Annotated in this window: 17 protein-coding genes and 1 pseudogene; 3 read left to right on the top strand and 15 right to left on the bottom strand. The window is 67.1% G+C overall.

Annotation, left to right across the window (positions count from 1 at the left end):
• From C5O27_RS07650 to C5O27_RS07605, 10 genes are all read right to left on the bottom strand, one after another.
• The gene (locus tag C5O27_RS07650; protein WP_127962371.1) at window positions 1-936 is read right to left on the bottom strand and encodes an aminoglycoside phosphotransferase family protein; all 936 of its coding nucleotides are present in this window, start codon (window positions 934-936) and stop codon (window positions 1-3) included.
• Window positions 933-1,631 (bottom strand): response regulator, encoded by a 699-nt coding sequence (locus C5O27_RS07645; protein ID WP_127962370.1) that lies wholly within the window; start codon window positions 1,629-1,631, stop codon window positions 933-935. The genes C5O27_RS07650 and C5O27_RS07645 overlap by 4 nt, the downstream gene beginning before the upstream one ends.
• Entirely contained in the window at window positions 1,628-4,213 is a 2,586-nt protein-coding gene (locus C5O27_RS07640; RefSeq protein WP_244216608.1) for a sensor histidine kinase, read from the bottom strand. Before C5O27_RS07640 ends, C5O27_RS07645 begins: the two co-directional genes overlap by 4 nt.
• A gap of 19 nt (window positions 4,214-4,232) precedes the next feature.
• Window positions 4,233-4,868: a potassium-transporting ATPase subunit C gene (locus C5O27_RS07635; RefSeq protein ID WP_006359813.1), complete on the bottom strand. Its 636-nt coding sequence runs from the start codon at window positions 4,866-4,868 to the stop codon at window positions 4,233-4,235.
• 5 nt (window positions 4,869-4,873) lie between these two features.
• On the bottom strand, window positions 4,874-7,015 hold the full coding sequence (kdpB, locus tag C5O27_RS07630) for a potassium-transporting ATPase subunit KdpB (protein WP_127962369.1): 2,142 nt from the start codon (window positions 7,013-7,015) through the stop codon (window positions 4,874-4,876).
• Window positions 7,012-8,820, bottom strand: coding sequence for a potassium-transporting ATPase subunit KdpA (gene kdpA, locus C5O27_RS07625; protein WP_127962368.1), 1,809 nt, complete (start codon window positions 8,818-8,820; stop codon window positions 7,012-7,014). Before kdpA ends, kdpB begins: the two co-directional genes overlap by 4 nt.
• Window positions 8,821-8,826: 6 nt before the next feature.
• Window positions 8,827-8,925 (bottom strand): potassium-transporting ATPase subunit F, encoded by a 99-nt coding sequence (locus C5O27_RS07620; RefSeq protein WP_081474355.1) that lies wholly within the window; start codon window positions 8,923-8,925, stop codon window positions 8,827-8,829.
• Between the two features lie 250 nt (window positions 8,926-9,175).
• Window positions 9,176-9,568 (bottom strand): PPOX class F420-dependent oxidoreductase, encoded by a 393-nt coding sequence (locus tag C5O27_RS07615; RefSeq protein WP_006359810.1) that lies wholly within the window; start codon window positions 9,566-9,568, stop codon window positions 9,176-9,178.
• Complete coding sequence (locus tag C5O27_RS07610; protein WP_006359809.1) at window positions 9,565-10,311, bottom strand: maleate cis-trans isomerase family protein; 747 nt, start codon at window positions 10,309-10,311, stop codon at window positions 9,565-9,567. Before C5O27_RS07610 ends, C5O27_RS07615 begins: the two co-directional genes overlap by 4 nt.
• A 30-nt stretch (window positions 10,312-10,341) precedes the next feature.
• A complete protein-coding gene (locus C5O27_RS07605; RefSeq protein ID WP_006359808.1) occupies window positions 10,342-10,935 on the bottom strand; it encodes a DNA-3-methyladenine glycosylase I in 594 nt (197 codons plus the stop codon).
• A 223-nt stretch (window positions 10,936-11,158) separates the two neighbouring features.
• Between C5O27_RS07605 and sigK the strand changes: the two genes are divergently transcribed.
• A complete protein-coding gene (sigK, locus tag C5O27_RS07600) occupies window positions 11,159-11,719 on the top strand; it encodes an ECF RNA polymerase sigma factor SigK (RefSeq protein ID WP_006359807.1) in 561 nt (186 codons plus the stop codon).
• On the opposite strand, the gene C5O27_RS07595 is transcribed toward sigK, so the two are convergent.
• Entirely contained in the window at window positions 11,716-12,735 is a 1,020-nt protein-coding gene (locus tag C5O27_RS07595) for an IS481 family transposase (RefSeq protein WP_127962367.1), read from the bottom strand. The genes sigK and C5O27_RS07595 overlap by 4 nt on opposite strands.
• A 286-nt stretch (window positions 12,736-13,021) precedes the next feature.
• On the opposite strand from C5O27_RS07595, the pseudogene C5O27_RS07590 reads away from it, so the two are divergent.
• A pseudogene (locus tag C5O27_RS07590) lies at window positions 13,022-14,696 on the top strand (transposase).
• 144 nt (window positions 14,697-14,840) lie between these two features.
• Here the strand turns inward: C5O27_RS07590 and C5O27_RS07585 are convergent.
• Together C5O27_RS07585 and clpB are read right to left on the bottom strand one after the other, a co-directional pair.
• The gene (locus C5O27_RS07585) at window positions 14,841-15,932 is read right to left on the bottom strand and encodes a GIY-YIG nuclease family protein (RefSeq protein ID WP_006359806.1); all 1,092 of its coding nucleotides are present in this window, start codon (window positions 15,930-15,932) and stop codon (window positions 14,841-14,843) included.
• 158 nt (window positions 15,933-16,090) lie between these two features.
• Window positions 16,091-18,643, bottom strand: a complete 2,553-nt coding sequence (gene clpB / locus C5O27_RS07580) for an ATP-dependent chaperone ClpB (protein WP_127962366.1) — start codon at window positions 18,641-18,643, stop codon at window positions 16,091-16,093.
• Between the two features lie 408 nt (window positions 18,644-19,051).
• Here clpB and C5O27_RS07575 point away from each other — a divergent pair, with 408 nt between their 5' ends.
• Window positions 19,052-20,293, top strand: coding sequence for an esterase/lipase family protein (locus C5O27_RS07575; protein ID WP_127962365.1), 1,242 nt, complete (start codon window positions 19,052-19,054; stop codon window positions 20,291-20,293).
• A gap of 30 nt (window positions 20,294-20,323) precedes the next feature.
• On the opposite strand, the gene C5O27_RS07570 is transcribed toward C5O27_RS07575, so the two are convergent.
• Together C5O27_RS07570 and C5O27_RS07565 are read right to left on the bottom strand one after the other, a co-directional pair.
• Window positions 20,324-21,343, bottom strand: coding sequence for an IS481 family transposase (locus C5O27_RS07570; protein ID WP_127962364.1), 1,020 nt, complete (start codon window positions 21,341-21,343; stop codon window positions 20,324-20,326).
• A gap of 139 nt (window positions 21,344-21,482) precedes the next feature.
• Window positions 21,483-21,869 carry a DUF2784 domain-containing protein gene (locus C5O27_RS07565; protein ID WP_006359803.1) on the bottom strand — a complete coding sequence of 129 codons (387 nt, stop codon included), beginning with the start codon at window positions 21,867-21,869 and terminating at the stop codon, window positions 21,483-21,485.
• Window positions 21,870-21,985 lie beyond the last annotated feature (116 nt).

The following is a 21,985-nucleotide window of genomic DNA, read 5'->3' as shown; positions in this document are numbered from 1 at the left end:
TCAGTCGATGACCGCCTTGGCCACCGTGATGCAGGTGGTGATCCACTCGCGATCACTCACGGTAAGGGCACGCGAGGCGTTCTCCGCATCCTCGGTCGCCCAGTGCGCGTTGAGGATCATTCGCACGATCACCCAGTCGCGCGCCCGGTCCGGGTCGAGTCCGGCGGCGTCGACGATGCTGTGGAGACGGGAGCGGATCACGTACCGCGGGTCACCCTTTCGGCGGTCGAGGAGATTCCAGAGCATCGGCGCGGGCTCGTAGTGCGGGTCGCCCGACATCGGGCTCGGGTCGATCGCGAGCCAACGTCGGCCGGCGGACGGCGCCAACAGAACGTTCTCGTGGTGCAGGTCGCCGTGAACGACGACACCCACCGTCGACTCATCGGAGAGAAAGTTCCGTCCGAGTGAAAGCGCCTGTTCGACAAAACGCCTCGGTACCGGAGCGTCGCGGGACATACGGGCCAGCCCCGCCAGCCAGTGCTCCAGATGCGTGGTCAGAGGCGTCATCCGTCCGGGCGCCGGTATGTGCAGGACGCCATACAGTTCCGCGACCACGCGGCAGGCCTCGTCGTCCTCGACCGTCGTGAGGTCCGTCCGCTCCAGTCGTTCGAGGAGCAGCGCGCGCAGCCGCGGGTCGGCACGCAGCATCCGCACCGCACCGCGTCCGGCCCAGTGCTGCAGTCCGAGTGCTTCCTGGGCGCCCTCGTCGTCGCCGTCGAAGGCGACCTTCAAGACCGCACGCTGCCCGTTCCGGTCGATCACCGGGATCACCAGCGACTCGAAGCCGTGCCACAGTTTCTCCCCGTCGCGGCGGAGCTCCCAGGCGTCGAGAAGCCCCGACGCGGTTGCGGGCAGCCGGCGAAGCCAGTCCTGCCAGGCGGGCCCCAGCGTGGACTGCTCCGCCAGACCCGCAGGGATGTCGGCTGGGCCGATCATGCACGCACGAATCGGTAGCCCATCCCCGCCTCCGTGATCAGGTGGCGCGGGTGTGCCGGATCTTCCTCGAGTTTCCGTCGGAGACTCGCGAGGTAGACGCGAAGATAGTTGCTCTGCCCGAGATAGCCGGGACCCCAGACCGAGTTCAGGATGTCGCTCTGGGACACCAGCTTCCCTTCGTGGCGGACCAGCATCTCCAGGATTCCCCACTCCGTCGGAGTCAGATGGACCGGCTCCTGCTCGCGGGTCACCTGTTTCGCCGCGAGGTCGACGACGAACGCGCCGGCGTCCACCACCGGCGACTCCGTCGTCACCCCCGACGCGGCGCCCCGCCGCAGGGCTGCCCGCAACCGGGCCAGGAACTCCTCCATCCCAAAGGGTTTGGTGACGTAGTCGTCGGCACCGGAGTCCAGCGCCACCACCTTGTCCGCCGCGTCGGTCCGCGCCGAGAGCACGATGACCGGGACGGACGTCCATCCGCGCAGACCCTCGAGGACCGTCAACCCGTCGATGTCGGGAAGTCCGAGGTCCAGGACGACGACGTGCGGGTTGAACCGCGCAACAGCCGACAGGGCTGCCGCGCCGGTTGCCGCCGTGGACACCGCGAAACCGCGCGCGTTCAGATTGATCCGCAGCGCGCGCAGCAACTGGGGCTCGTCGTCGACCACGAGGACGCGGCTCTTGTCGGCGTTCATCGGCTCCCCTCCTCCGATCGCGGATGGTCAGCCACTGTGGGCAGGTCCACGACCAGGGTGGCTCCGCCACCGGGAGTGTCCTCGGCGGACAGTTCTCCTCCCATCGCCGAGATGAACCCGTGCGCCACGGACAACCCGAGTCCCACCCCGGACGATGCCCCCGCGGTATCACCGCCCTGATGGAAGGCCGCGAACACCTGCTCACGGTCGGTCGTGGGCAATCCGGGCCCGTGGTCGACGACGCGAATCACGCAGCGCGGCGGGTCATCACCGGTTCCGCTGACGGTGATCTCGACCTCGGATCCGCCGTGCCGGTGGGCGTTGTCGACGAGATTCGCGAGCGCGCGTTCCAGTAGACCGGGGTCGGTGTACGCCCACGCCTGGCCGAGCTCGATGGTCAGAACGAGGTCCGGGTTGAGCCGCTGCACCTCGGCGGCGGCGCGGTGCACGACCTCGGGCAGGAACGTGTGCTGCATCTGGGGTCGCACGGCCCCTGCGGCGAGCCGAGAGGAGTCGAGCAGGTTGCCGACGAGACCCGCCAGATGGTCGACCGACTCGTCGACCGTTGCCAGCAGTTCCGCGGTGTCGTCGGGGCTGAAGGTGACGTCGTCGCTACGAAGACTGGACACCGCGGCCTTCGCCGCCGCGAGCGGTGTGCGGAGATCGTGGCCGACCGCGGACAGCAACGCGCGCCGGAGTTCATCGGTTCGGGCCAGCGCCTCGGCAGAGGCCGCCTCGACCTCCAGGGCGTGCCGCTCGACGGCACCTGCTGCCTGCCCGGCCACGGCGGCCAGCACCCGCCGGTCCCGCGCGCCGAGTCTCGGCCCGCGGAGCAGCAATTCGAACTGCCCACCCGGTACCGAACACGTCGTGTCCGCGTCATCCGGACCGTTCAGCGGGCAGTCGCCGACCCAGGCCTCCACCGTCCGAGTGGTCTTCGACGTGCGTCGGACCAGTGCGACGGCCGTCTGGTCGTAGGTCTCGCGTAACCGTTCGAGCAGGCCCGGGACATCGGCGCCGCCGAGTACGACGCTGGAGAACATCGCCAGCAGTTCCGCCTCGCGGGTGGCCTCCTGCGCCTGAGCACGCCGTACTGTCGCCGAATCGACCAGGGCGGCCACGGCGATCGCGATGAGCAGCATCACCAGGATGGTGATCAGGTTGTCCGGTTGATCGATGGTGAAGGTGAACCGGGGATCGGTGAAGAAGTAGTTCAGCAGAAGGCCGGAGACCACCGCCGACAACGCCGCGGGCGCGATGCCTCCGAGCATCGACACCGCGAGCACCGACACGAAGAACAGCGCCGACTGACTGGTGAACCCGAGCCAGGGATCGAGCAACCGCAGCACACCGGTCGCCACCAGCGGTACGACCACCGCGAGGACCCAGCTCAGCGGTCGATGGAACCTGGTGTCACGGATGTCGAGCCGGTGTCGGCGGGGCGTCTCCTCGTGCGTGACCATGTGCACGTCGATGCGCCCGCTACCGCTCACGACCGTCGCCCCGACACCTTCGTCGAAGATCCGTTGCGAACGCGGTCGGCGGGACGTACCCAGAACCAGTTGGGTGGCATTGACCCCGCGCGCGAACTCGAGCAGCGTGGCCGGGATGTCGTCACCGACCACCGTGTGGATCCGTGCGCCGAAACCGGCGGCGAGCTCTCGGAGTGCGGTGAGATCGACGCCGCGATCACTGAGCCCGTCCCCGCGGACCACGTGTACGGCCAGCAGTTCCGCGCTCGATCGCGACGCGATACGACTGGCCCGACGCAACAGGGTGGGCGACTCCGGCCCGCCGGTGATCGCCACCACGACTCGTTCGCGTGCTTCCCAGGTGTCGGTGATCGAGTGTGCCGCACGATAATCGGCGAGTTTGTCGTCGACCTGGTCGGCCAGCCACAACAGGGCCAACTCGCGCAGCGCGGTGAGGTTGCCCTGCCGGAAGTAGTTGCCCAGAGCCCCGTCGACCCGACTGTTCGGGTAGACCTTGCCCGCGGACAGTCGCTGCCGTAGCGCCTGCGGGTCGATGTCGACGAGTTCGATCTGATCGGCGCCGCGAACGACGTCGTCGGGCACCGTCTCCCTCTGCACGACACCGGTGATCTGGGCGACGACGTCGTTCAGGCTGGCGAGGTGCTGGATGTTCACGGTCGAGCAGACGTCGATACCGGCGTCACGGAGTTCCTCGATGTCCTGCCACCGCTTGGCATTTCGCGATCCCGGAGTGTTGGTGTGGGCGAGTTCGTCGACCAGCACCACCTGAGGATGGCGCGCCAGGACGGCGTCGAGGTCCATCTCGTCGAATGTCGCCCCCCGATACGGGCGGGCGATCCTGGGGATCACCTCCAGACCCTCGACGAGGGCCGCGGTCGCGGGCCGCCCATGCGATTCGACGACCGCGACCACCACGTCTGCACCCTCGTCCCTGAGGTTCCGGGCCTGCGCCAGCATCTCGTAGGTCTTCCCGACGCCGGGTGCGCATCCGAGGAACACCTGCAACGTGCCGCGACCTTCCGAGCGTCGGCGCGACGCCGCCTGAGGCCTCGTGACCCGCGTCGTCGCCGGTCCCGCCGCTGAGGTCATCCGCCGATTCTATCGCCGGTCAACGGGTGTGACACGTGGCCGGCCCGTGACCGAGCGCCAGGTTCACCTCGAGGACGTCGACCCGCGGCTCACCGAGGAACCCCCACTGTCTGCCCTGGGTGTGGGCGGCGATCAGCGACCGTATCTCCTCCGGCGGGCGACGGTTCTCGCGTGCCAGTCGCGGCACCTGAAGTGCGGCATATGCCGGACTGATGTGGGGGTCGAGCCCCGACCCCGATCCGGTGACGGCATCGGCCGGAACCGCCTGCGGTGACACTCCTTCCCGCTCGGCGATCAGCGCACGCCGGGCCTCGACGTTGTCGAGGAGGATGACGCTGTTCGGCCCCTGATTGCTCGCCGACGATGCGGACGGATCGCCGGTGGCCATCGGCGCGCCCTCGGCACCGAGGACACGCGCGTGGAGGTACGGGTCCGGTCCGCCGGCCTCGACCTGCGGATCGACTCCGATGAGCGAGGAGCCCACCGCACACCCGGAGGCGTCGACCAGACGTGAGCCCTCCGCACTCGACGAGTCCACCCGCGAGATCGCCCACACCGCGGCGGGATAGGCGAACCCGAGGATGAGTGTCAGTCCGAGGAGCATCCCCAGTGCGGCGCCGCACTGCCGGAGGAGACCGGTCGCGATCGTGGTCATCGTGCTCACCCCATTCCCGGAACGAAACGGACGACGAGATCGATCAGCCAGATGCCGACGAAGGGTGCGACCACCCCGCCGAGCCCGTACACGATCAGGTTGCGGCCCAACAGCTTCGATGCCGACGACGGGCGGTAACGCACTCCCCGCAACGAGAGCGGGATGAGCGCGACGATGATCAGCGCATTGAAGATCACCGCGGAGACCATGGCCGACTCCGCCGAATGCAGACCCATGACGTTGAGGGCCTCGAGCTGCGGATGGACCGCGGCGAACATCGCCGGGAGGATCGCGAAGTACTTCGCGAGGTCGTTGGCGAGCGAGAAGGTGGTGAGAGCCCCGCGGGTGATGAGCAGCTGCTTGCCGATCGCGACCACCTCGATGAGCTTGGTCGGGTCGGAGTCGAGGTCGACCATGTTGCCGGCCTCCTTGGCCGCCGAGGTCCCCGTGTTCATCGCCAGCCCGACGTCGGCCTGCGCGAGCGCGGGTGCGTCGTTGGTTCCATCCCCGGTCATCGCGACGAGGCGCCCGGCCTGCTGCTCGGAACGGATGAGTGCGAGCTTCTCCTCGGGGGTGGCCTCGGCGACGAAGTCGTCGACCCCGGCCTCGGCCGCGATGGCACGGGCGGTGAGCGGGTTGTCGCCGGTGACCATGACCGTGCGGATACCCATCGAGCGCAACTGGGCGAATCGCGCGGTCATCCCCGGCTTCACGACGTCGGACAACGCGATCACTCCGAGCACGCGGGCGGGCCGGCCCGCCTCGTGCACGCCGACCAGGAGCGGTGTACCGCCGTCGGTGGAAATGCGCTCCACGTCCGCGAGGACCGCCGGTTCCACGGTTCCCGCCGACTCGGCGACCCACCGTCCGAGTGCGTCGGCAGCTCCCTTGCGGTACACGACCACCGCGTCGGCGTCGTGCAGGTCGGCCCCGTGCAGGTCGACGCCGCTCATGCGGGTCTGGGCGGTGAAGGCGACCACCTCGCGGCGCGTCGAGCCGACGGTCGGGGCCTCCGCGACCGGTTCCACCCCGTACGAGGTCCGGCAGAGTTCGACGATGCTCCGTCCCTCGGGAGTGTCGTCGGCGAGACTGCACTCCGAGGCCACCCGCGCCAGTTCGTCGACGGACACGCCCGGCGCCGGGTGCAGGGCGGTGGCCCGGCGGTTGCCGTAGGTGATTGTCCCGGTCTTGTCCATCAGCAAGGTGTCGATGTCGCCGGCGGCCTCCACCGCCCGGCCAGACATCGCGAGTACGTTGCGCTGGACGAGCCGATCCATCCCCGCGATTCCGATCGAGCTGAGCAGGGCGCCGATGGTGGTCGGGATGAGGCACACCAGCAGTGCGATCAACTCGACGGGATCCGGCGACCGGCCGGCGTACTCCTGCATGGGCCCGATCGCCACCACCGCCAGCAGGAAGATGATCGTCAGGCTCGTCAACAGGATGTCGAGCGCGATCTCGTTGGGCGTCTTCTTGCGGTCCGCGCCTTCGACCAGCGCGATCATGCGGTCGACGAAGGTCTCACCCGGTGCCGTCGTGATCTTGACGACGATCCGGTCGGAGAGGACGACGGTGCCGCCGGTGACCGCGGACCGGTCTCCCCCGGATTCCCGCACGACGGGAGCCGATTCGCCGGTGATCGCCGACTCGTCGACGGTCGCGATGCCGTCGACCACATCTCCGTCGCCGGCGATGACCTCGCCCGCCTCCACGACGATGAGGTCGCCGACGTGCAGCGCACCACCGAGGACCTCGTCGAAGCCACCGTCAGCTCGTAGTCGACGGGCCACGGTGTCACGCTTGATCTTTCGCAGACTCTCGGCCTGCGCCCGCCCTCTCCCCTCGGCGACCGCCTCGGCGAGAGCGGCGAACACGACGGTGAACCACAACCAGGCCGCCACGGTCCAGGCGAACCAGGACGGACGAAGGACCGCCAGGGCGGTGGTGACGACAGCGCCGAGGAACACCACGAACATCACCGGGTTGCGGGCCTGATCGCGAGGGTTCAGCTTTCGCAGGGCCATCGGCATCGACGTCACGAGCGAGCGGACGTCGAAAGCGCCGCGGGACAACAGTTCCGGCTCGTCGCCCGCGGCAGGTTCGGCGCGGGAGGCGTCCGGGGCGGTGTCGATCAGGGGTGTGGTCACAGCAGCGCCTCCGCGATGGGTCCCAGCGCCATGGCCGGGAAGAAGGTGAGTCCGGCGACCAGCACGATGGTCGCCATGAGCAGCGTTCCGTAGAGAAGACCGTGGGTGGGCAGGGCGGAGAGAACCTCCGGTCGTGCCACCGGACGGGCCGACGCGGCCTCCAGGACGGCGCGCCCGTGACCGGGTCCCACCGGTCCGGTCGGGCGGGCACCGATAATGCCGGTGCTCTCGGCTGCGCCCTCGTCGGCCGTGCCGCGCGGACGCTGCCGGGCGAGAAGGCCCGCGAGTGCGAGCACGAGCACGATCGGCACGAACCGACCCAGCAGCATCGCCATGCCCAGAGAGGACTGGAACCAGTCACCGGTCACCGCGAGCCCACCGAAGGCACTGCCGTTGTTGTTGGCCGCCGACGCGTAGGCGTAGAGCACCTCACCGAAACCGTGGATCGCACCGGGTGTTCCCGGCTCGCCTCCGTTCCCCTGCGCCTCCGTGGTCGACGCCAGGATCACCGAGATCGCCGTGCCGGCCAGCACGAGTGCCGGCATGACGAGGACATAGAGCGCCGCCATGGTCATCTCCGGCTGTCCGATCCGCTTGCCGAGGAACGTCGGCGACCTGCCGACCAGTAGCCCGCCGACGAAGACGGTGATCACCGCCATCATCAGGATTCCGTACAGTCCCGAACCGACCCCACCGGGCGCGACCTCGCCGAGAAGCATGTTCCACAGGACCGCACCCCCGCCGGCCGCGGAGAAGCTGTCGTGCGCGGCATTGACTGCACCGGTAGAGGTCCCGGTCGTCGACACCGCGAACAGCGCCGAACCCGGAATCCCGAAGCGCACCTCTTTGCCTTCCATCATGGCGCCCGCCGCCCGAGCTGCCGACCCGGACGCATGACTCTCGAAGATCCATACGACGGTAAGCATGATCGCCCAGATCCCCGCCATCACGGCGAGAAGAGTCAGTCCCTGGCGCCGGTCTCGGACGAGGGTCCCGTAGGTCCGGGTGAGGCAGACCGGGATCACCAGCAGCGCGAAGATCTCGACCAGATTCGAGAACGGTGTGGGATTGGAGAACGGGTGCGCCGAGTTCGCCGACAACGTCCCGCCGCCGTTGGTGCCGAGTTCCTTGATCGCCTCCTGCGAAGCGAACGGACCGACCACACTGTGCACCTCCGCACCGTCGAGCGTCGTCCACGTGAATCCGCTGTGCCAGGACTGCACGACCCCCTGACTCAGCAGCAGCGTCGCCACGATGATGCTCAGCGGCAACAGGATCCGGACCACGCCGCGTACGAGATCGACCCAGAAGTTCCCGATCTCGCCGGTAGCCCGACGGTTGACGATCCCGCGGACGAGCGCGATCGCGACGGCCATCCCGACCGCCGCGGAGACGAAGTTCTGCACCGCCAGTCCTGCCATCTGGGTCAGGTTGGTCATCACGAGCTCGGGTGAGTACGACTGCCAGTTGGTGTTGGTGACGAAGGAGATCGCGGTGTTGAACGCCGTTGCCGGCGAGACGCCGGCCTTGCCGTCGGAGAACGGGAGGATTCCCTGGAGCCTCTGGACCGCGTAGAGGACCGCGAAGCAGACCGCCGAGAACCCCAGTACGGCAAGGGCATACCCCAACCAGGACTGTTGCCTACGCGGATCGACACGGGCCAGTCGATAGAGGATGCGCTCGACGCCGAGGTCTCGTTGCCCGGTGTACACACGCGCCATGTGGTCGCCCAGCGGCACGTAGACGGCGACCAGGATCACGATGAGCGCTCCGAGCTGCAGGAGGCCGGCAGCAACTGTGCCCATCGTTTCTCAGAACCTCTCCGGGAACACGAGAGCCAGGAGAAGGTACACCATCGCCGCCGCCGCGAGCACGAGGAGTACGACGTTGGTCACCCCGGCCGCGGTCACGACTTGATCCGCAGATCGAGGCCGCGAACGGCAAGTACGCACAGACCGAACCCTGCGATGGCAAGCAGCAGGAACAGCACATCCGCCACGATGACTCACTCTCTGATCGCACCGATGGCCCACCGTGCGGTGGGCACACCGAAGGATCACGCGCCCCGCGGGGCACCGGAGAGTTCTTAACGCCGTTCTTACGGGCCGCCGGCAGTTCTTGACGACCCCTTGTCACCGGTCGTACTGACCGGGGGTCCCACTATGTCGCCGTGATCGCGATCCCGATGGTGCCGCTTTCTCCACGACGCACCTTGCTGGCGAAGATCAGTACCCGCGCGAGCAGCCCGTACTTCTCGCCGAGCTTCTTGCGAACGTGTGCGGTGCCCTCGGCGTCGAGCACAACCGCGGTGCCGGCGACCGGCTCGCCGGACAGCTTCTTGCCCCGCGCATCCGTGGCCTGGACCAGGACCTTCGGATTCCGCCTGATCCGCTTGACCTTCCATGCTTCGGTTTCGGTCCACACGAGCAATCGGGCTCCGTCGAGTACCGCCCACACCGGTGTCGCGACCGGAGTGCCGTCCTTGCGATAGGTCGTCAGGTTCACGTACTTGGCGGTACCCGCCTCGCCGAACGTCGCGGCGTCAGAGGTCATGCGGCAATGCTACGGGCGAACAGCGATTGCGCATGGGTTGTCGGCCAGCCCACCGGGGTGATCTCGCCGCCGAACACGCCGGCGTCGCACAGCGTCGCCCACGCGGTCACCTGGTTGGCGGAGAGAACCGGCTTGCCGAGCTCCGCCTCCAGGTCGGCCAGGATGTCGTAGGTCCACAGGTTGGTACAGGAGACGAAGACGGCGTCGGCATCGGGATGATTCGCGGCGCGGATGAGATCCGCGGTCACGCGGTACGGGATGGTCCAGATCTCGCGATCGCGACCGAGACCGGCCTGGGCCACGACGCTCCTGCCGGACTCCGCGAGGAAGTCGCAGAGGAGTCCGGTGAGCGCGGCTGTGTACGGCGTGGCGACGGCGAGCGTCCCCACGTTCAGCATGTCCAGCGCCCGGATCAATGCTTCTGACGTCGTGACCGCGCGCTCCGCGCCCGCGGCGAGCATGCAGTTGGAGATCTCCACCGCGCCCGCCATCCCGTAGACGAAGCTGCCCGATGCACACGCGTAACCGAACGTTCGCGGCCCGACCGACGAGACTGCCCTGACCGCTGCCGAGATCTCCGCGTGATTGTTCAGATCGCGGCACAGTTCGACGTCGACGGGAGCATCGATGTAACCGGTCCGCGTGAAGTACAGCGAGACCGAGTCCGGCATCCAGCGCCACAACTCCCGGTCGAGAGCCATGTCGAACGGGCACACCATCCCGATGCCGATCTGGGCGTTCATGCTCCGGATGATGGCACATTGTGTGATTGTCTACAATCGCTGCCGAAGTGCCGCGGCCACCTCGTCCCGAATGACGCATTCGTAGGCGTGGTCGTTGACGATCCCGGTCGCCTGCATGAGGGCGAACATCGTGGTCGGCCCCACGAAACGCCATCCGCGCTTCTTGAGGTCTTTCGACATCGCGACCGACTCGGGTGACGTCGTCATCGAGTTCGGCACGTGATCATCGGCGGGCGCATATCCCCAGAAGTACGACTCGAGCGAGCCGAACTCGTCGATGAGCTCGACGGCCCGCTGCGCGTTGTTGACCGCCGCTTCGATCTTTCCGCGATGCCGGATGATGCCCGCGTCGTCCAGCAGGCGCGTGACGTCGGCGTCGGTGTAGCGCGCGACCTTCTCCACGTCGAAGCCGGCGAAGGCCGCGCGGAAGTTCTCCCGTTTCATCAGGATCGTGCGCCAGCTGAGGCCCGACTGGAAGCCTTCGAGGCACACCCGCTCGAACAACGACGTATCGTCGGTGGTCGGGAATCCCCATTCGGTGTCGTGATAGGCGGTTTCCGGCTCGCGGCCCGCCCAGAAGCAGCGCAGCCGACCGTCTGGCCCCTCTATCGTGTCTGCGGACATACGTCTCCCTTCGTGGCGAGGAGGCTACGGCACGGCTACGACAGATGGCCGCCGTTATCGTTCCGTTACCAAAGATTGCGAAAGCATCCCGTTGTGTCTCTCGATGGTCACTTCTCGCCGCCGCCCGCATAGCGTTGGTCACATCGCACCGAGAGCACTCCGGCACCGACGCCGAATCCCGCTTCGGAAGCGAGACAACACATCTGCGCCAAGGAGTTTCGTGATGCATGAATCCGACCTGAACAACCTCCTTGCCCGCGTGGCGACCGGGGACATGGACGCTTTCGCCCAGTTCTACGACGCAACCTGTGACCGGGTGTACGGCATGACACTCCGCGTGTTGCGCGATCCCGGTTACAGCGAGGAAGCGACGCAGGAGACCTTCCTGGCCGTCTGGCGCAACGCCGAGACCTACGATCCCCGCTCCGGTTCGGCACTCTCCTGGATTCTGACCCTGGCTCACCGCCGGGCCGTCGACCGCGTTCGGTCGGAGTCCGCCGCGACCCGACGCACCGTCGCCTACGGCATCGCCGACACGAGCCGGGAGATCGACGAGGTCAGCGAGTCGGTGGAGCGACGAGAGATCGCTCGCCTGATCCACACCGGCCTCGAGAGCCTCACCCCCATCCAGCGCCAGGCCATCGAACTGGCCTACTTCCACGGACTCACCTACCGCGAGGTCGCCGAGCACCTCGGGGTCGCGCTTCCCACGGTCAAGTCACGTATTCGCGACGGTCTCATCCGGCTGCGTCAGACCGTGCCGGGCTTGGCTGCCACCGGCTAGGTGTACTGACCCGACAGGTTGGGTACGCGGTCGGCGGGTGAGTTGCCTCGGAGTGCGGTGTGGCCGCGTTCGTGATTGTAGATGCGAAGGAACTCGGGGAAGGCCGCGACGCGTTCGGTTTCACTGAGGTAGGGACGGGCGTAGGCCCATTCCTCCTGCAGGGTCCGGTTGAATCGTTCGACCTTGCCGTTGGTTTGCGGCCGGTACGGTCTGGTCCACTTGTGCTTAATCCCGTTTTCGTGCAACAAGTCCCGAAATATGCGGGACCGGTAACAAGAGCCGTTGTCGGTCATCACTCGCGCGGTGGTGACACCGATCGAGGCGAAGTGCGCCAACGCCCGAGTCATGAACGCGGTCGCGGTTTCCTTCTTCTCATCAGCGAGGATCTCGGAGTAGGCGTAGCGGGAGTGGTCGTCGACGGCGTGATGCAGATACGCGTACCCCAGGTTGGGGCGGCCAGCAACTTTGCGGGTTCGTCCAGGCTCGCGGTGGGCACTGGAGTTGCGGGTGCCCTGGGCGCGGCCGTGTACGCGATGTCCACCGCCGTCGGGGATTCTGCCGAGCTTTTTGATGTCGACGTGGATCAAGTCTCCGGGCGCTTGGTGTTCGTACCGGCGAATCTCGCGTCTGCGGGCACGTACCGGCGCCCCGGTTGCCGGGTCGATCCACGACAGTCGTAGGCAGCCGTAGCGGGTGAGGATGCGGTGCACCGTGGAGACGTTCAACCCCAGGTGGTATCCGATCCGGGCTGGCCCCCAGCGGCGGGAGACGCGTAACCCGACGACCCGGCGTTCCCGGCGCCGGCTGGTGCGATGCGGACACGATCGGGGCCGGCTGGACCGATCACCCATTCCGGCCGGCCCGTGGTCGCGGTAGCGATCCGCCCATCGCTTGGCCGTGGTGACTGACACGTTGAACCGGTCAGCTGCGCGGCGCAGTGGCCACCGGTCGTCCACAACACACCGAGCCAGACGCAACCGGCCAGTCGGGGACAGCGGTGAATTACGGTGGGACATGAAGACCTCCGGGTTGAGGAGCGGTTCTTAGACAGCTCCACACCTCACTCGGAGGTCTTCCCTATGTCACGTCGACTCGCCGAACTCTGTACCTAACGTTCCGGGTCAGTACAGCTAGGGTTCCGCCGCCTCGCTCGCCCCCCCTTGTAAAGCACCCCTGAGAAACGCCCCTGAAACACCCCCTCCACGGGACCGCCGGCGACACAGTCGGGCTGTTGCGTAATTGGATGGGTCCGGTCCGGCCTGTCGTGGGTGGTTGGCGGCGGGTTCCGGCGATGATGTGTTGGTGGCCAAGGGTTATCGTCCGGTGCAGCGTGATCAACAGTTTCTGATGCCGCCGAGTATGCGGGAATGGCTGGCGGCTGATGATCCGGTGTGGCTGGTCATCGATACGGTCGCCTCGTTGGATACCTCGGCGGTGCAGGCGGTGCGCAAGACCGGCGGCGCCGGATCGCGCCGCCTATCACCCAGACATGTTGTTGACCCTGTTGATCTGGGGTTGGGCACAAGGTCAACGGTCCTCACGGCAGCTGGAACGGTTATGCCACCGCGACGTCGCCTACCGCATTATTTGCGCTGGTGACGTCCCTGATCACGTGACGATCTCCCGGTTCCGCGCCGACTGCGCACCCGCGATCGAGAACTTGTTCGTTCAAGTGTTGATGCTGTGCTCGCGGGTCGGGATGGGCCAGTTGGGAGTCGTTGCCCTTGACGGCGTCAAGATCGCCTCCAACGCGTCACTGAGCGCCAATCGGACCGAGCAAGGATTGCGCGCAGCGTTGGCCGCCGAGGCTGCTCGTGCCGCGGCCGAACACGAAGCGGCCGATGTCGCCGAGGATGATGCCCATGGTGATGACCGCGGCGATCAGCTTCCCCGGGAGCTCCACGATCCAGGGTCGCGTCACGCCCGGATCACTGAAGCGTTGGCTGACCTGGCTGTCCACAATGAGCAACTCAACGACGCCGAGTCGGCGGCCGCCCAGCGCAAGAACGACCGTGAACAGGCTGGTGAGAAGGCCCAGAAGGCCCGCGAGGAGACGGTACAGCGGGCGCGGGAACGACGGGCCTCTGGCGGGCCCGCCACGGGTAAGGGATCGTTGCCGGTCGAGATCGAGGTCGAGGTGTTGACCGAGTCGTTGGCGCGAGCGATCGCCGTTCACCAGGACAAGATCGACCGCTATCGGCCCGGGCAGCGGGGCCGTAAACCCGGACCGGTCGAGACGAACTACTACGTGCTGCGCGCCCAACGAGCACTCCAGCGGGCACTGGACCGTCAACAGCAGCGCCACGCCAAATCCGCGCCTGACTCAACTCCCACCCCGCCTGCCACCACGACTGCGGCAACGACGTCACGGGCGCCACGGCGCAACATCACCGACCCGCAATCGCGGATGATGCCGTTGCGTGGCGGTGGTTGGCTCCAAGGGTTCAACTGTCAGGCTGTGACCAGCGACGACGGGCTGATCATCGCCACCGGTGTGGGCAACAGTCCCGCCGATGCCCCCACCTTCACCACGATGCTCGACAAAGCCGTCACTGCCGCAACACTCATCGACACCCATCGACCCCACCCGCCGGCGACGACCGGCATCGGGGTGGTCTTGGCCGATGCCGGATATCTATCCGAACACAACCTCACCACCCCCGGACCCGACCGGCTCATCGCGACCGGCAAAAGCCGAGCAGTTTCAGAAGCCGCGCAACACACTCCGACCCACGGGTCACCGCCACCAGACGCCTCGCCGATCGAAGCGATGGCCCACCGGTTGGCCACACCAGAAGGGCATGCGCTTTACCGTCAACGCGCCCACATCGCTGAAACTCCGTTCGGCCACGCCAAACACAACCTCGGATTCCGCCGCTTCACCAGCCGCGGACTCGATAGAGCAGCAGCGGAATTCAGCTTCCACGCCCTCGTCCACAACCTGTTCAAAGCCATCGGAAACCCCGCCCTCACCTGACACACCGCCCGGCCAGCCACTGGCCAACCCGACCCGAACCCGACCCCCACACCAATTACGCAACAGCCCGCAGTGTCGTCCGCGAACCTCTGGAGGGTTGTCTTCAGGGGCGTTTCTCGTCGAGGAGCCGGTCACCGGGACCGGTCACACCTGTCCGTACGGGTGCCATCCGTTGTGGTTCCACTTCCCGCCGCGACGCTCGCGCACCTCGCGCAGACTCGTACCGACGTACCGCGCCTCCAGCTCGGCATCCGGCGAGCCGGTGTAGACCCACCGTTTCGGGTCGAGGTTGCCGTCGGCATCCCGATACGCCTCCCAGTAATCGACGCGGTGCACCGCGCGGACGATGTCGTCGGCGAACACCAGGACCGGGAGATCGGGCACCGTGCGATGTGGTCCGGCCCGCCATCCACTGCGCGCCCACTCATAGATCTGCTCGGCACCGGCGTCTGGTCGGGCGGAATCGTCGACCTTCACCAGCACGCACGGCTCGGGCAGCGGAGGTGCGAGCGGCGCCGCGTGCTGCAGCACCATCTCGTCCAGTTGGATCGCGCCGCTCGACGCACTGTTCGTCAGCGGGAGTCGTGCCAGGCCGGCGAACTCGACCGTGAACTGCTGGACGTACGCCGCCAACATCTCAGCGGAATCGACGACGTCGTCGCCGTGGCGGAGAATCCAGTGCTCCACGCCGAATCCGTCGGCATCGATGTCCCGGATGCGCTCCTCGGTCGCAGTCCAGACCGCCGGCGACTCGGCGTCCCCCACCACCTCCCCGGCATCCGGCGTGACACCGGCCAGCGCCGCGCGGGCGTGCTGGTGGACCCGGTTGCCGCGACCCGCACCCACGTAGAACACGGATGCGTCACGCGGATCGACCAATGCGTAGATGTAGACGCCGAGTACGGACTGGACTTCGAGGGGCACGGGGTTCGGGGCGCCCGGCGCCGCGACCCCGACCGGCCGCAGGAGATCGAGGACCGCGTCGACTACAGACGGCCGCACCCCGAGACCGCCTCCGCGCAGACCGCCGATGATCACCTCGCCGGCACGCTCACGGTCGACGAACCGTCGGCCCGCGTTGGTGTCGATCGCATTCACGACGTCGACGACCTCGGCCCTCCGCGACCGCGCATCCCGTGACGCGGAACGCTCGTCCTCGGGGTCGAGCATCTCCGCGAATGCCGCCGACTCGAGGAATTCGACGAGCGCGGTGGCCGGCAACTCGACGGCGTCCATCCTGCTCATGTCCGCGATGATGCCAGGACGCGCGGGGTTGCGAGCGGTCGACTCGCCCCCACCGACGCGTCGGCACTACCAGACCGGTCCGCGCCACCCACCGCAGACGACGAAGGGGCCCACCCCGAAGGATGGGCCCCTGGTCGTGTCACTCGTGATCAGCCGAGAACCAGTGACTCGCCGTCTGCACTGACGTTCACCGGAACGACGTCGCCGTCTCGGATGTCGCCGGAGAGCAGCTGCTTGGCGAGCTGGTCGCCGATGGACTGCTGCACCAGGCGGCGGAGCGGACGGGCACCGTACTGCGGATCGAATCCACGTGCGCCCAGCCATTCCTTGGCCTTGGGCGAGACCTCGAGGTCGAGGCGACGCTGGGCCAGCCGCTTCTTGAGCTGTCCGAGCTGGATGTCGACGATCGACACCAGCTCTTCGGGGCTCAGGGCGTCGAAGATGACCACATCGTCGAGGCGGTTGATGAACTCGGGCTTGAACGCCGAGCGCACCGCCATCATGACCTGATCCTTGTCGCCGCCCGCACCCAGATTCGAGGTCAGGATCAGGATGGTGTTGCGGAAGTCCACCGTCCGTCCCTGGCCGTCGGTGAGTCGACCTTCGTCGAGCACCTGCAGCAGCACGTCGAACACGTCCGGGTGGGCCTTCTCGATCTCGTCGAACAGGACCACCGTGTACGGCCGACGCCGCACCGCTTCGGTCAGCTGGCCACCGGCCTCGTACCCGACGTAGCCGGGTGGAGCACCGACGAGCCTGGCGACGCTGTGCTTCTCGCCATACTCGCTCATGTCGATACGGACCATCGCCCGCTCGTCGTCGAACAAGAACTCGGCGAGTGCCTTGGCCAGCTCGGTCTTGCCGACGCCGGTCGGGCCGAGGAACATGAACGAACCCAGCGGCCGGTTCGGGTCGGCGACACCGGCTCGGGCACGACGCACCGCGTCGGAGACGGCCTCGACCGCAGCCTTCTGCCCGATGACGCGCCTACCCAGCTCGTCCTCCATGCGCAGCAGCTTGGCGGTCTCACCTTCGAGCATGCGTCCGGCCGGGATTCCGGTCCACGACGACACGACCTGCGCCACGTCGTCGGGTCCGACCTCTTCCTGGAGCATCACGTCCTGACCGGCATCGGTGCCGGTCTTCTCCAGCGCGGCCTCGAGTTCCTTTTCCAGACCGGGGATACGGCCGTACCGGAGCTCGGCGGCGCGTCCGAGGTCACCGTCGCGCTCGGCGCGTTCGGCTTCTCCGCGAAGACGATCCAGCTCTTCCTTGAGGTCGCGGACCGCGTCGATGGCCGTCTTCTCCGACTGCCACCGTGCGGACAGCTCGTTGAGCTTCTCCTTCTGATCGGCCAGTTCGGCGCGCAACTTCTCGAGCCGTTCCTTCGACGCCGCGTCGGTTTCCTTCTGCAGTGCAACCTCTTCGACCTCGAGCCGGCGGACGATCCGCTCGACCTCGTCGATCTCGAGGGGGCGCGAGTCGATCTCCATACGCAGCCGCGACGCCGCCTCGTCGACGAGGTCGATGGCCTTGTCGGGCAGGAAGCGCGAGGTGATGTAACGATCGGAAAGCGTTGCGGCGGCGACCAATGCGGAGTCGGTGATGCGCACACCGTGGTGCACCTCGTACCGGTCCTTGAGGCCGCGCAGGATGCCGATGGCGTCCTCGACCGACGGTTCGCCGACGTACACCTGCTGGAAGCGACGCTCGAGCGCGGCGTCCTTCTCGATGTACTTGCGGTATTCCTCGAGGGTCGTGGCACCGACCAGCCGCAGCTCACCGCGGGCGAGCATCGGCTTGATCATGTTGCCGGCATCCATCGCGGAATCGCCTGTCGCACCGGCTCCGACGATGGTGTGCAGCTCATCGATGAAGGTGATGATCTGGCCGTCGGAGTTCTTGATCTCGTCGAGCACGGCCTTCAGCCGCTCCTCGAACTCACCGCGATACTTCGCGCCGGCGACCATCGAACCCATGTCGAGCGAGATGACGGTCTTGTTCCGCAGCGATTCGGGCACGTCACCGGCGACGACACGCTGGGCGAGGCCCTCGACGATCGCGGTCTTGCCGACACCGGGCTCACCGATGAGGACCGGGTTGTTCTTGGTCCGTCGGCTGAGCACCTGCACGACGCGACGGATCTCGGTGTCACGTCCGATGACCGGGTCGAGTTTGCCCTCGCGGGCGGCTGCCGTCAGGTCGGTCGAGTACTTCTCGAGTGCCTGGTACGTCGACTCCGGGTCCTCGCTCGTGACACGCCTGCTCCCGCGGACTGCGACGAACGCATCGCGCAGGGCCTGCGGGGTTGCTCCGGCGTTGTGCAGCAACTTGGCGACATCGGAGTCACCGGTCGCCAGACCGACGACGATGTGCTCGGTCGAGACGTACTCGTCGCCGAGCTCACCGGCCAGTTGCTGAGCTGCGCTGACCGCCGCGATCGATTCGCGGGAGAGCTGGGGGGTGGCACTGGCCTGGGCCACCGTCGGCATGCGGTCGACCAGCATCTGGGCCTGCGCACGAATGTTCGACGGGTCAACGCCCACTGCCTTGAGCAGCGGCGACGCGATGCCGTCGGACTGATCGAGCAACGCCACCAGGATGTGGGCCGGTCGCACGTCGGGGTTGCCAGCACTGGCCGCCGCCTGCACAGCAGCGCTCAATGCCTGCTGTGTCTTCGTGGTGGGGGTGAAGCTGTCCACTCGCGTGCACCTTTCTCTTTAGTCCAACAGGCTCAAGTATGAGCCATACGGAGGATGCAACGCCAACAAAGTTGAGTCCATTCCGCTCAGGGCTTCCTATTTTGTGATGTGCGTCACTCACACCAGAGTCGCCGCTTTCAATCAGATGCGCCACCTGCAAGTAGCGCGGGTGTCGTCGAGGTCGCGCTTTTGCGCCGCGGGGGAATGTCAGGCCATCGCGTTCGTGGGTCGCGCCCCGGACTGACCGTCAGAACGATCGAGTCGGATGAGCCCGGAGAACTCGCACGCGCCTCACCCGCCTTGCCGTCGTCGCCGGATGGATGAGCAGCAGTTCGTTCAACCGTCCCGGGTGACCGAAACCGCGGCGTTCCGGACCCAGCTTTCAGTGGACACACGTACACTGAAATCATGTCTGTGGATTCCGCCCCCACCCGCGAACTGCCGGCACTGGCGGCACTGGGCCGCGACGAGCTGAACAAAGCGGTCTCGGGCATCGCGGCCGTCCACTCATCCGTCGCCGACACCGTGTTCGCCGGTCTGCGCGTGGCGTGGGGAACGAGGGTCCGTCCGGCCCAGGTGATACATGACGCGATCAGCACGTCCGTCTACTCCGCGATCACATCGACCGTCGACGTGGCCGGCGACCTCGCCGAGTCGCTGACGGTTCACAACACCGGCGTTCCGTCCGAGACCAAGCGGGGCGCCACGGCCATCGGCATCCTCGACGGGTTGATCGGTGATCAACTGACCGCCGAGCGGTCACCGCTGGCCCCGGACGCCGCGGTCCGCGTGGACGGCGCCGTCGTTTCGATCACCCCGGGCGACCTGGCCACGGCCTTCCCCCGGGCCACCGGACACCTGACGGTGTTCCTGCACGGTCTGATGGAGACCGAGTTCGCGTGGGAGCGCGGAGGCAAGCCCACTTACGGCGCGCGCCTCGCCGATGACCTCGGCAGCACCGAGGTCATGATCCGGTACAACTCGGGACTACACATCAGTGACAACGGCCGCCGTCTCGCCCGGCTACTCGACGATCTCGTGTTGTCGTGGCCGGTACCGGTGACCGACCTGACCCTCATCGGCCACTCGATGGGCGGCCTGGTGATCCGCAGTGCGTGCCATCAGGCCGTCGACCCGTACTGGCCCAAGCTGGTTCGACAGACCGTATGCCTCGGGACGCCGCACCTCGGCGCACCGTTGGCACGAGGGGTTCACTGGGCGACTGCTGCCCTGCGCCTGCGGCCGACCAGCCGCCCGTTCGGCACTCTCCTCGGTCGTCGCAGTGCCGGCGTTCGCGATCTCTTCCACGGGGCGATCGCCGAAGATCATTGGCGCGACATCGATCCCGACGCCTTTAGGCAGCCCGCCGTCGATTACCCACCGCTGATGGAGGACGCACGACACCTTTACGTGACAGCGACCGTGACCCGGCGACCCGACCACCCCTTCGGCCGCATCGTCGGCGACGGATTGGTGATGACGAACAGCGGCGGCGGTCGAGATCGGAGGCGACACCTCGGATTCGAGATCGACGATGGCCTCCACATCGGCGGCGCCCATCACTTCACCTTGCTCAACGATGACGCCGTCTACGAGTGGATGCTGCCCCTGTTGAGGCCTCGGCGTGCGCTACCGCCGGGCACCGACTGACCCGCCCCGCACGATCGCGACCTCGCCCCACTAGCTGTACTGACCCGACAGGTTGGGTACGCGGTCGGCGGGTGAGTTGCCTCGGAGCGCGGTGTGTCCGCGTTCGTGATTGTAGACGCGAAGGAACTCGGGGAACGCCGCGACGCGTTCGGACTCGCTGAGGTAGGGACGGGCGTAGGCCCATTCCTCCTGCAGGGTCCGGTTGAATCGTTCGACCTTGCCGTTGGTTTGCGGCCGGTACGGTCTGGTCCACTTGTGCTCGATCTTGTTGTCGTGCAACAAGTCCCGAAATATGCGGGACCGGTAACACGACCCGTTGTCGGTCATCACCCGCGCGGTGGTGACACCGATCGAGGCGAAGTGCGCCAACGCCCGAGTCATGAACGCGGTCGCGGTTTCCTTCTTCTCATCAGCGAGGATCTCGGAGTAGGCGTAGCGGGAGTGGTCGTCGACGGCGTGATGCAGATACGCGTACCCCAGGTTGGGGCGGCCAGCAACTTTGCGGGTTCGTCCAGGCTCGCGGTGGGCACTGGAGTTGCGGGTGCCCTGGGCGCGGCCGTGTACGCGATGTCCACCGCCGTCGGGGATTCTGCCGAGCTTTTTGATGTCGACGTGGATCAAGTCTCCGGGCGCTTGGTGTTCGTACCGGCGAATCTCGCGTCTGCGGGCACGTACCGGCGCCCCGGTTGCCGGGTCGATCCACGACAGTCGTAGGCAGCCGTAGCGGGTGAGGATGCGGTGCACCGTGGAGACGTTCAACCCCAGGTGGTATCCGATCCGGGCTGGCCCCCAGCGGCGGGAGACGCGTAACCCGACGACCCGGCGTTCCCGGCGCCGGCTGGTGCGATGCGGACACGATCGGGGCCGGCTGGACCGATCACCCATTCCGGCCGGCCCGTGGTCGCGGTAGCGATCCGCCCATCGCTTGGCCGTGGTGACTGACACGTTGAACCGGTCAGCTGCGCGGCGCAGTGGCCACCGGTCGTCCACAACACACCGAGCCAGACGCAACCGGCCAGTCGGGGACAGCGGTGAATTACGGTGAGACACGAAGACCTCCGGGTTGAGGAGCGGTTCTTAGACAGCTCCACACCTCACTCGGAGGTCTTCCCTATGTCACGTCGACTCGCCGAACGCCGTACCTAACGTTCCGGGTCAGTACAACTAGCGCCGGTTGCAGGTGGCGCCTCTACCCCGAAGTCGAGATTCTGCGACGGCGCGAGCCGGTCCGCACTCGCCACCACAACCCCACCCACGACACGACAACCAGTGCAGCGACCAACCCACGAACCAACCCGAGTGCCGAATCCGGGTAGATCACCCCGGTCAGGTAGTTGTCGATGAATCCTGTCGGCGGCAATCCGGCCTCCCCGGCCCGACGCCGCGCCCAGTTCTCGGCGTCGGTGAGCGGGCACTCCAGACCGACGACCACCGACGCCATCCCCCACCCGACCGCGACCAGGTGCAGCGCGATGGTGCGCGGCCACCGCCAGGCGATGAACCCGCCGAACATGACGTACAGCAGGAACATCAGATGCAGGACCGCGATGCCGTCGGCCAGGACCCGATAAGGCATATGTCCAGCGTAAATCGATCGGGTTCACCAATCTGCCGATCTGGAACCCGCCGATATCGGACACTCGAAGCGAGAAGCACCCGTTCGACGGAAGGACGCCAACGGTGAGCGCGAGC

The organism is Gordonia alkanivorans (assembly GCF_004011905.1).
GTDB lineage: Bacteria > Actinomycetota > Actinomycetes > Mycobacteriales > Mycobacteriaceae > Gordonia > Gordonia alkanivorans.
This window is presented reverse-complemented; position numbering and strand designations above follow the sequence as displayed.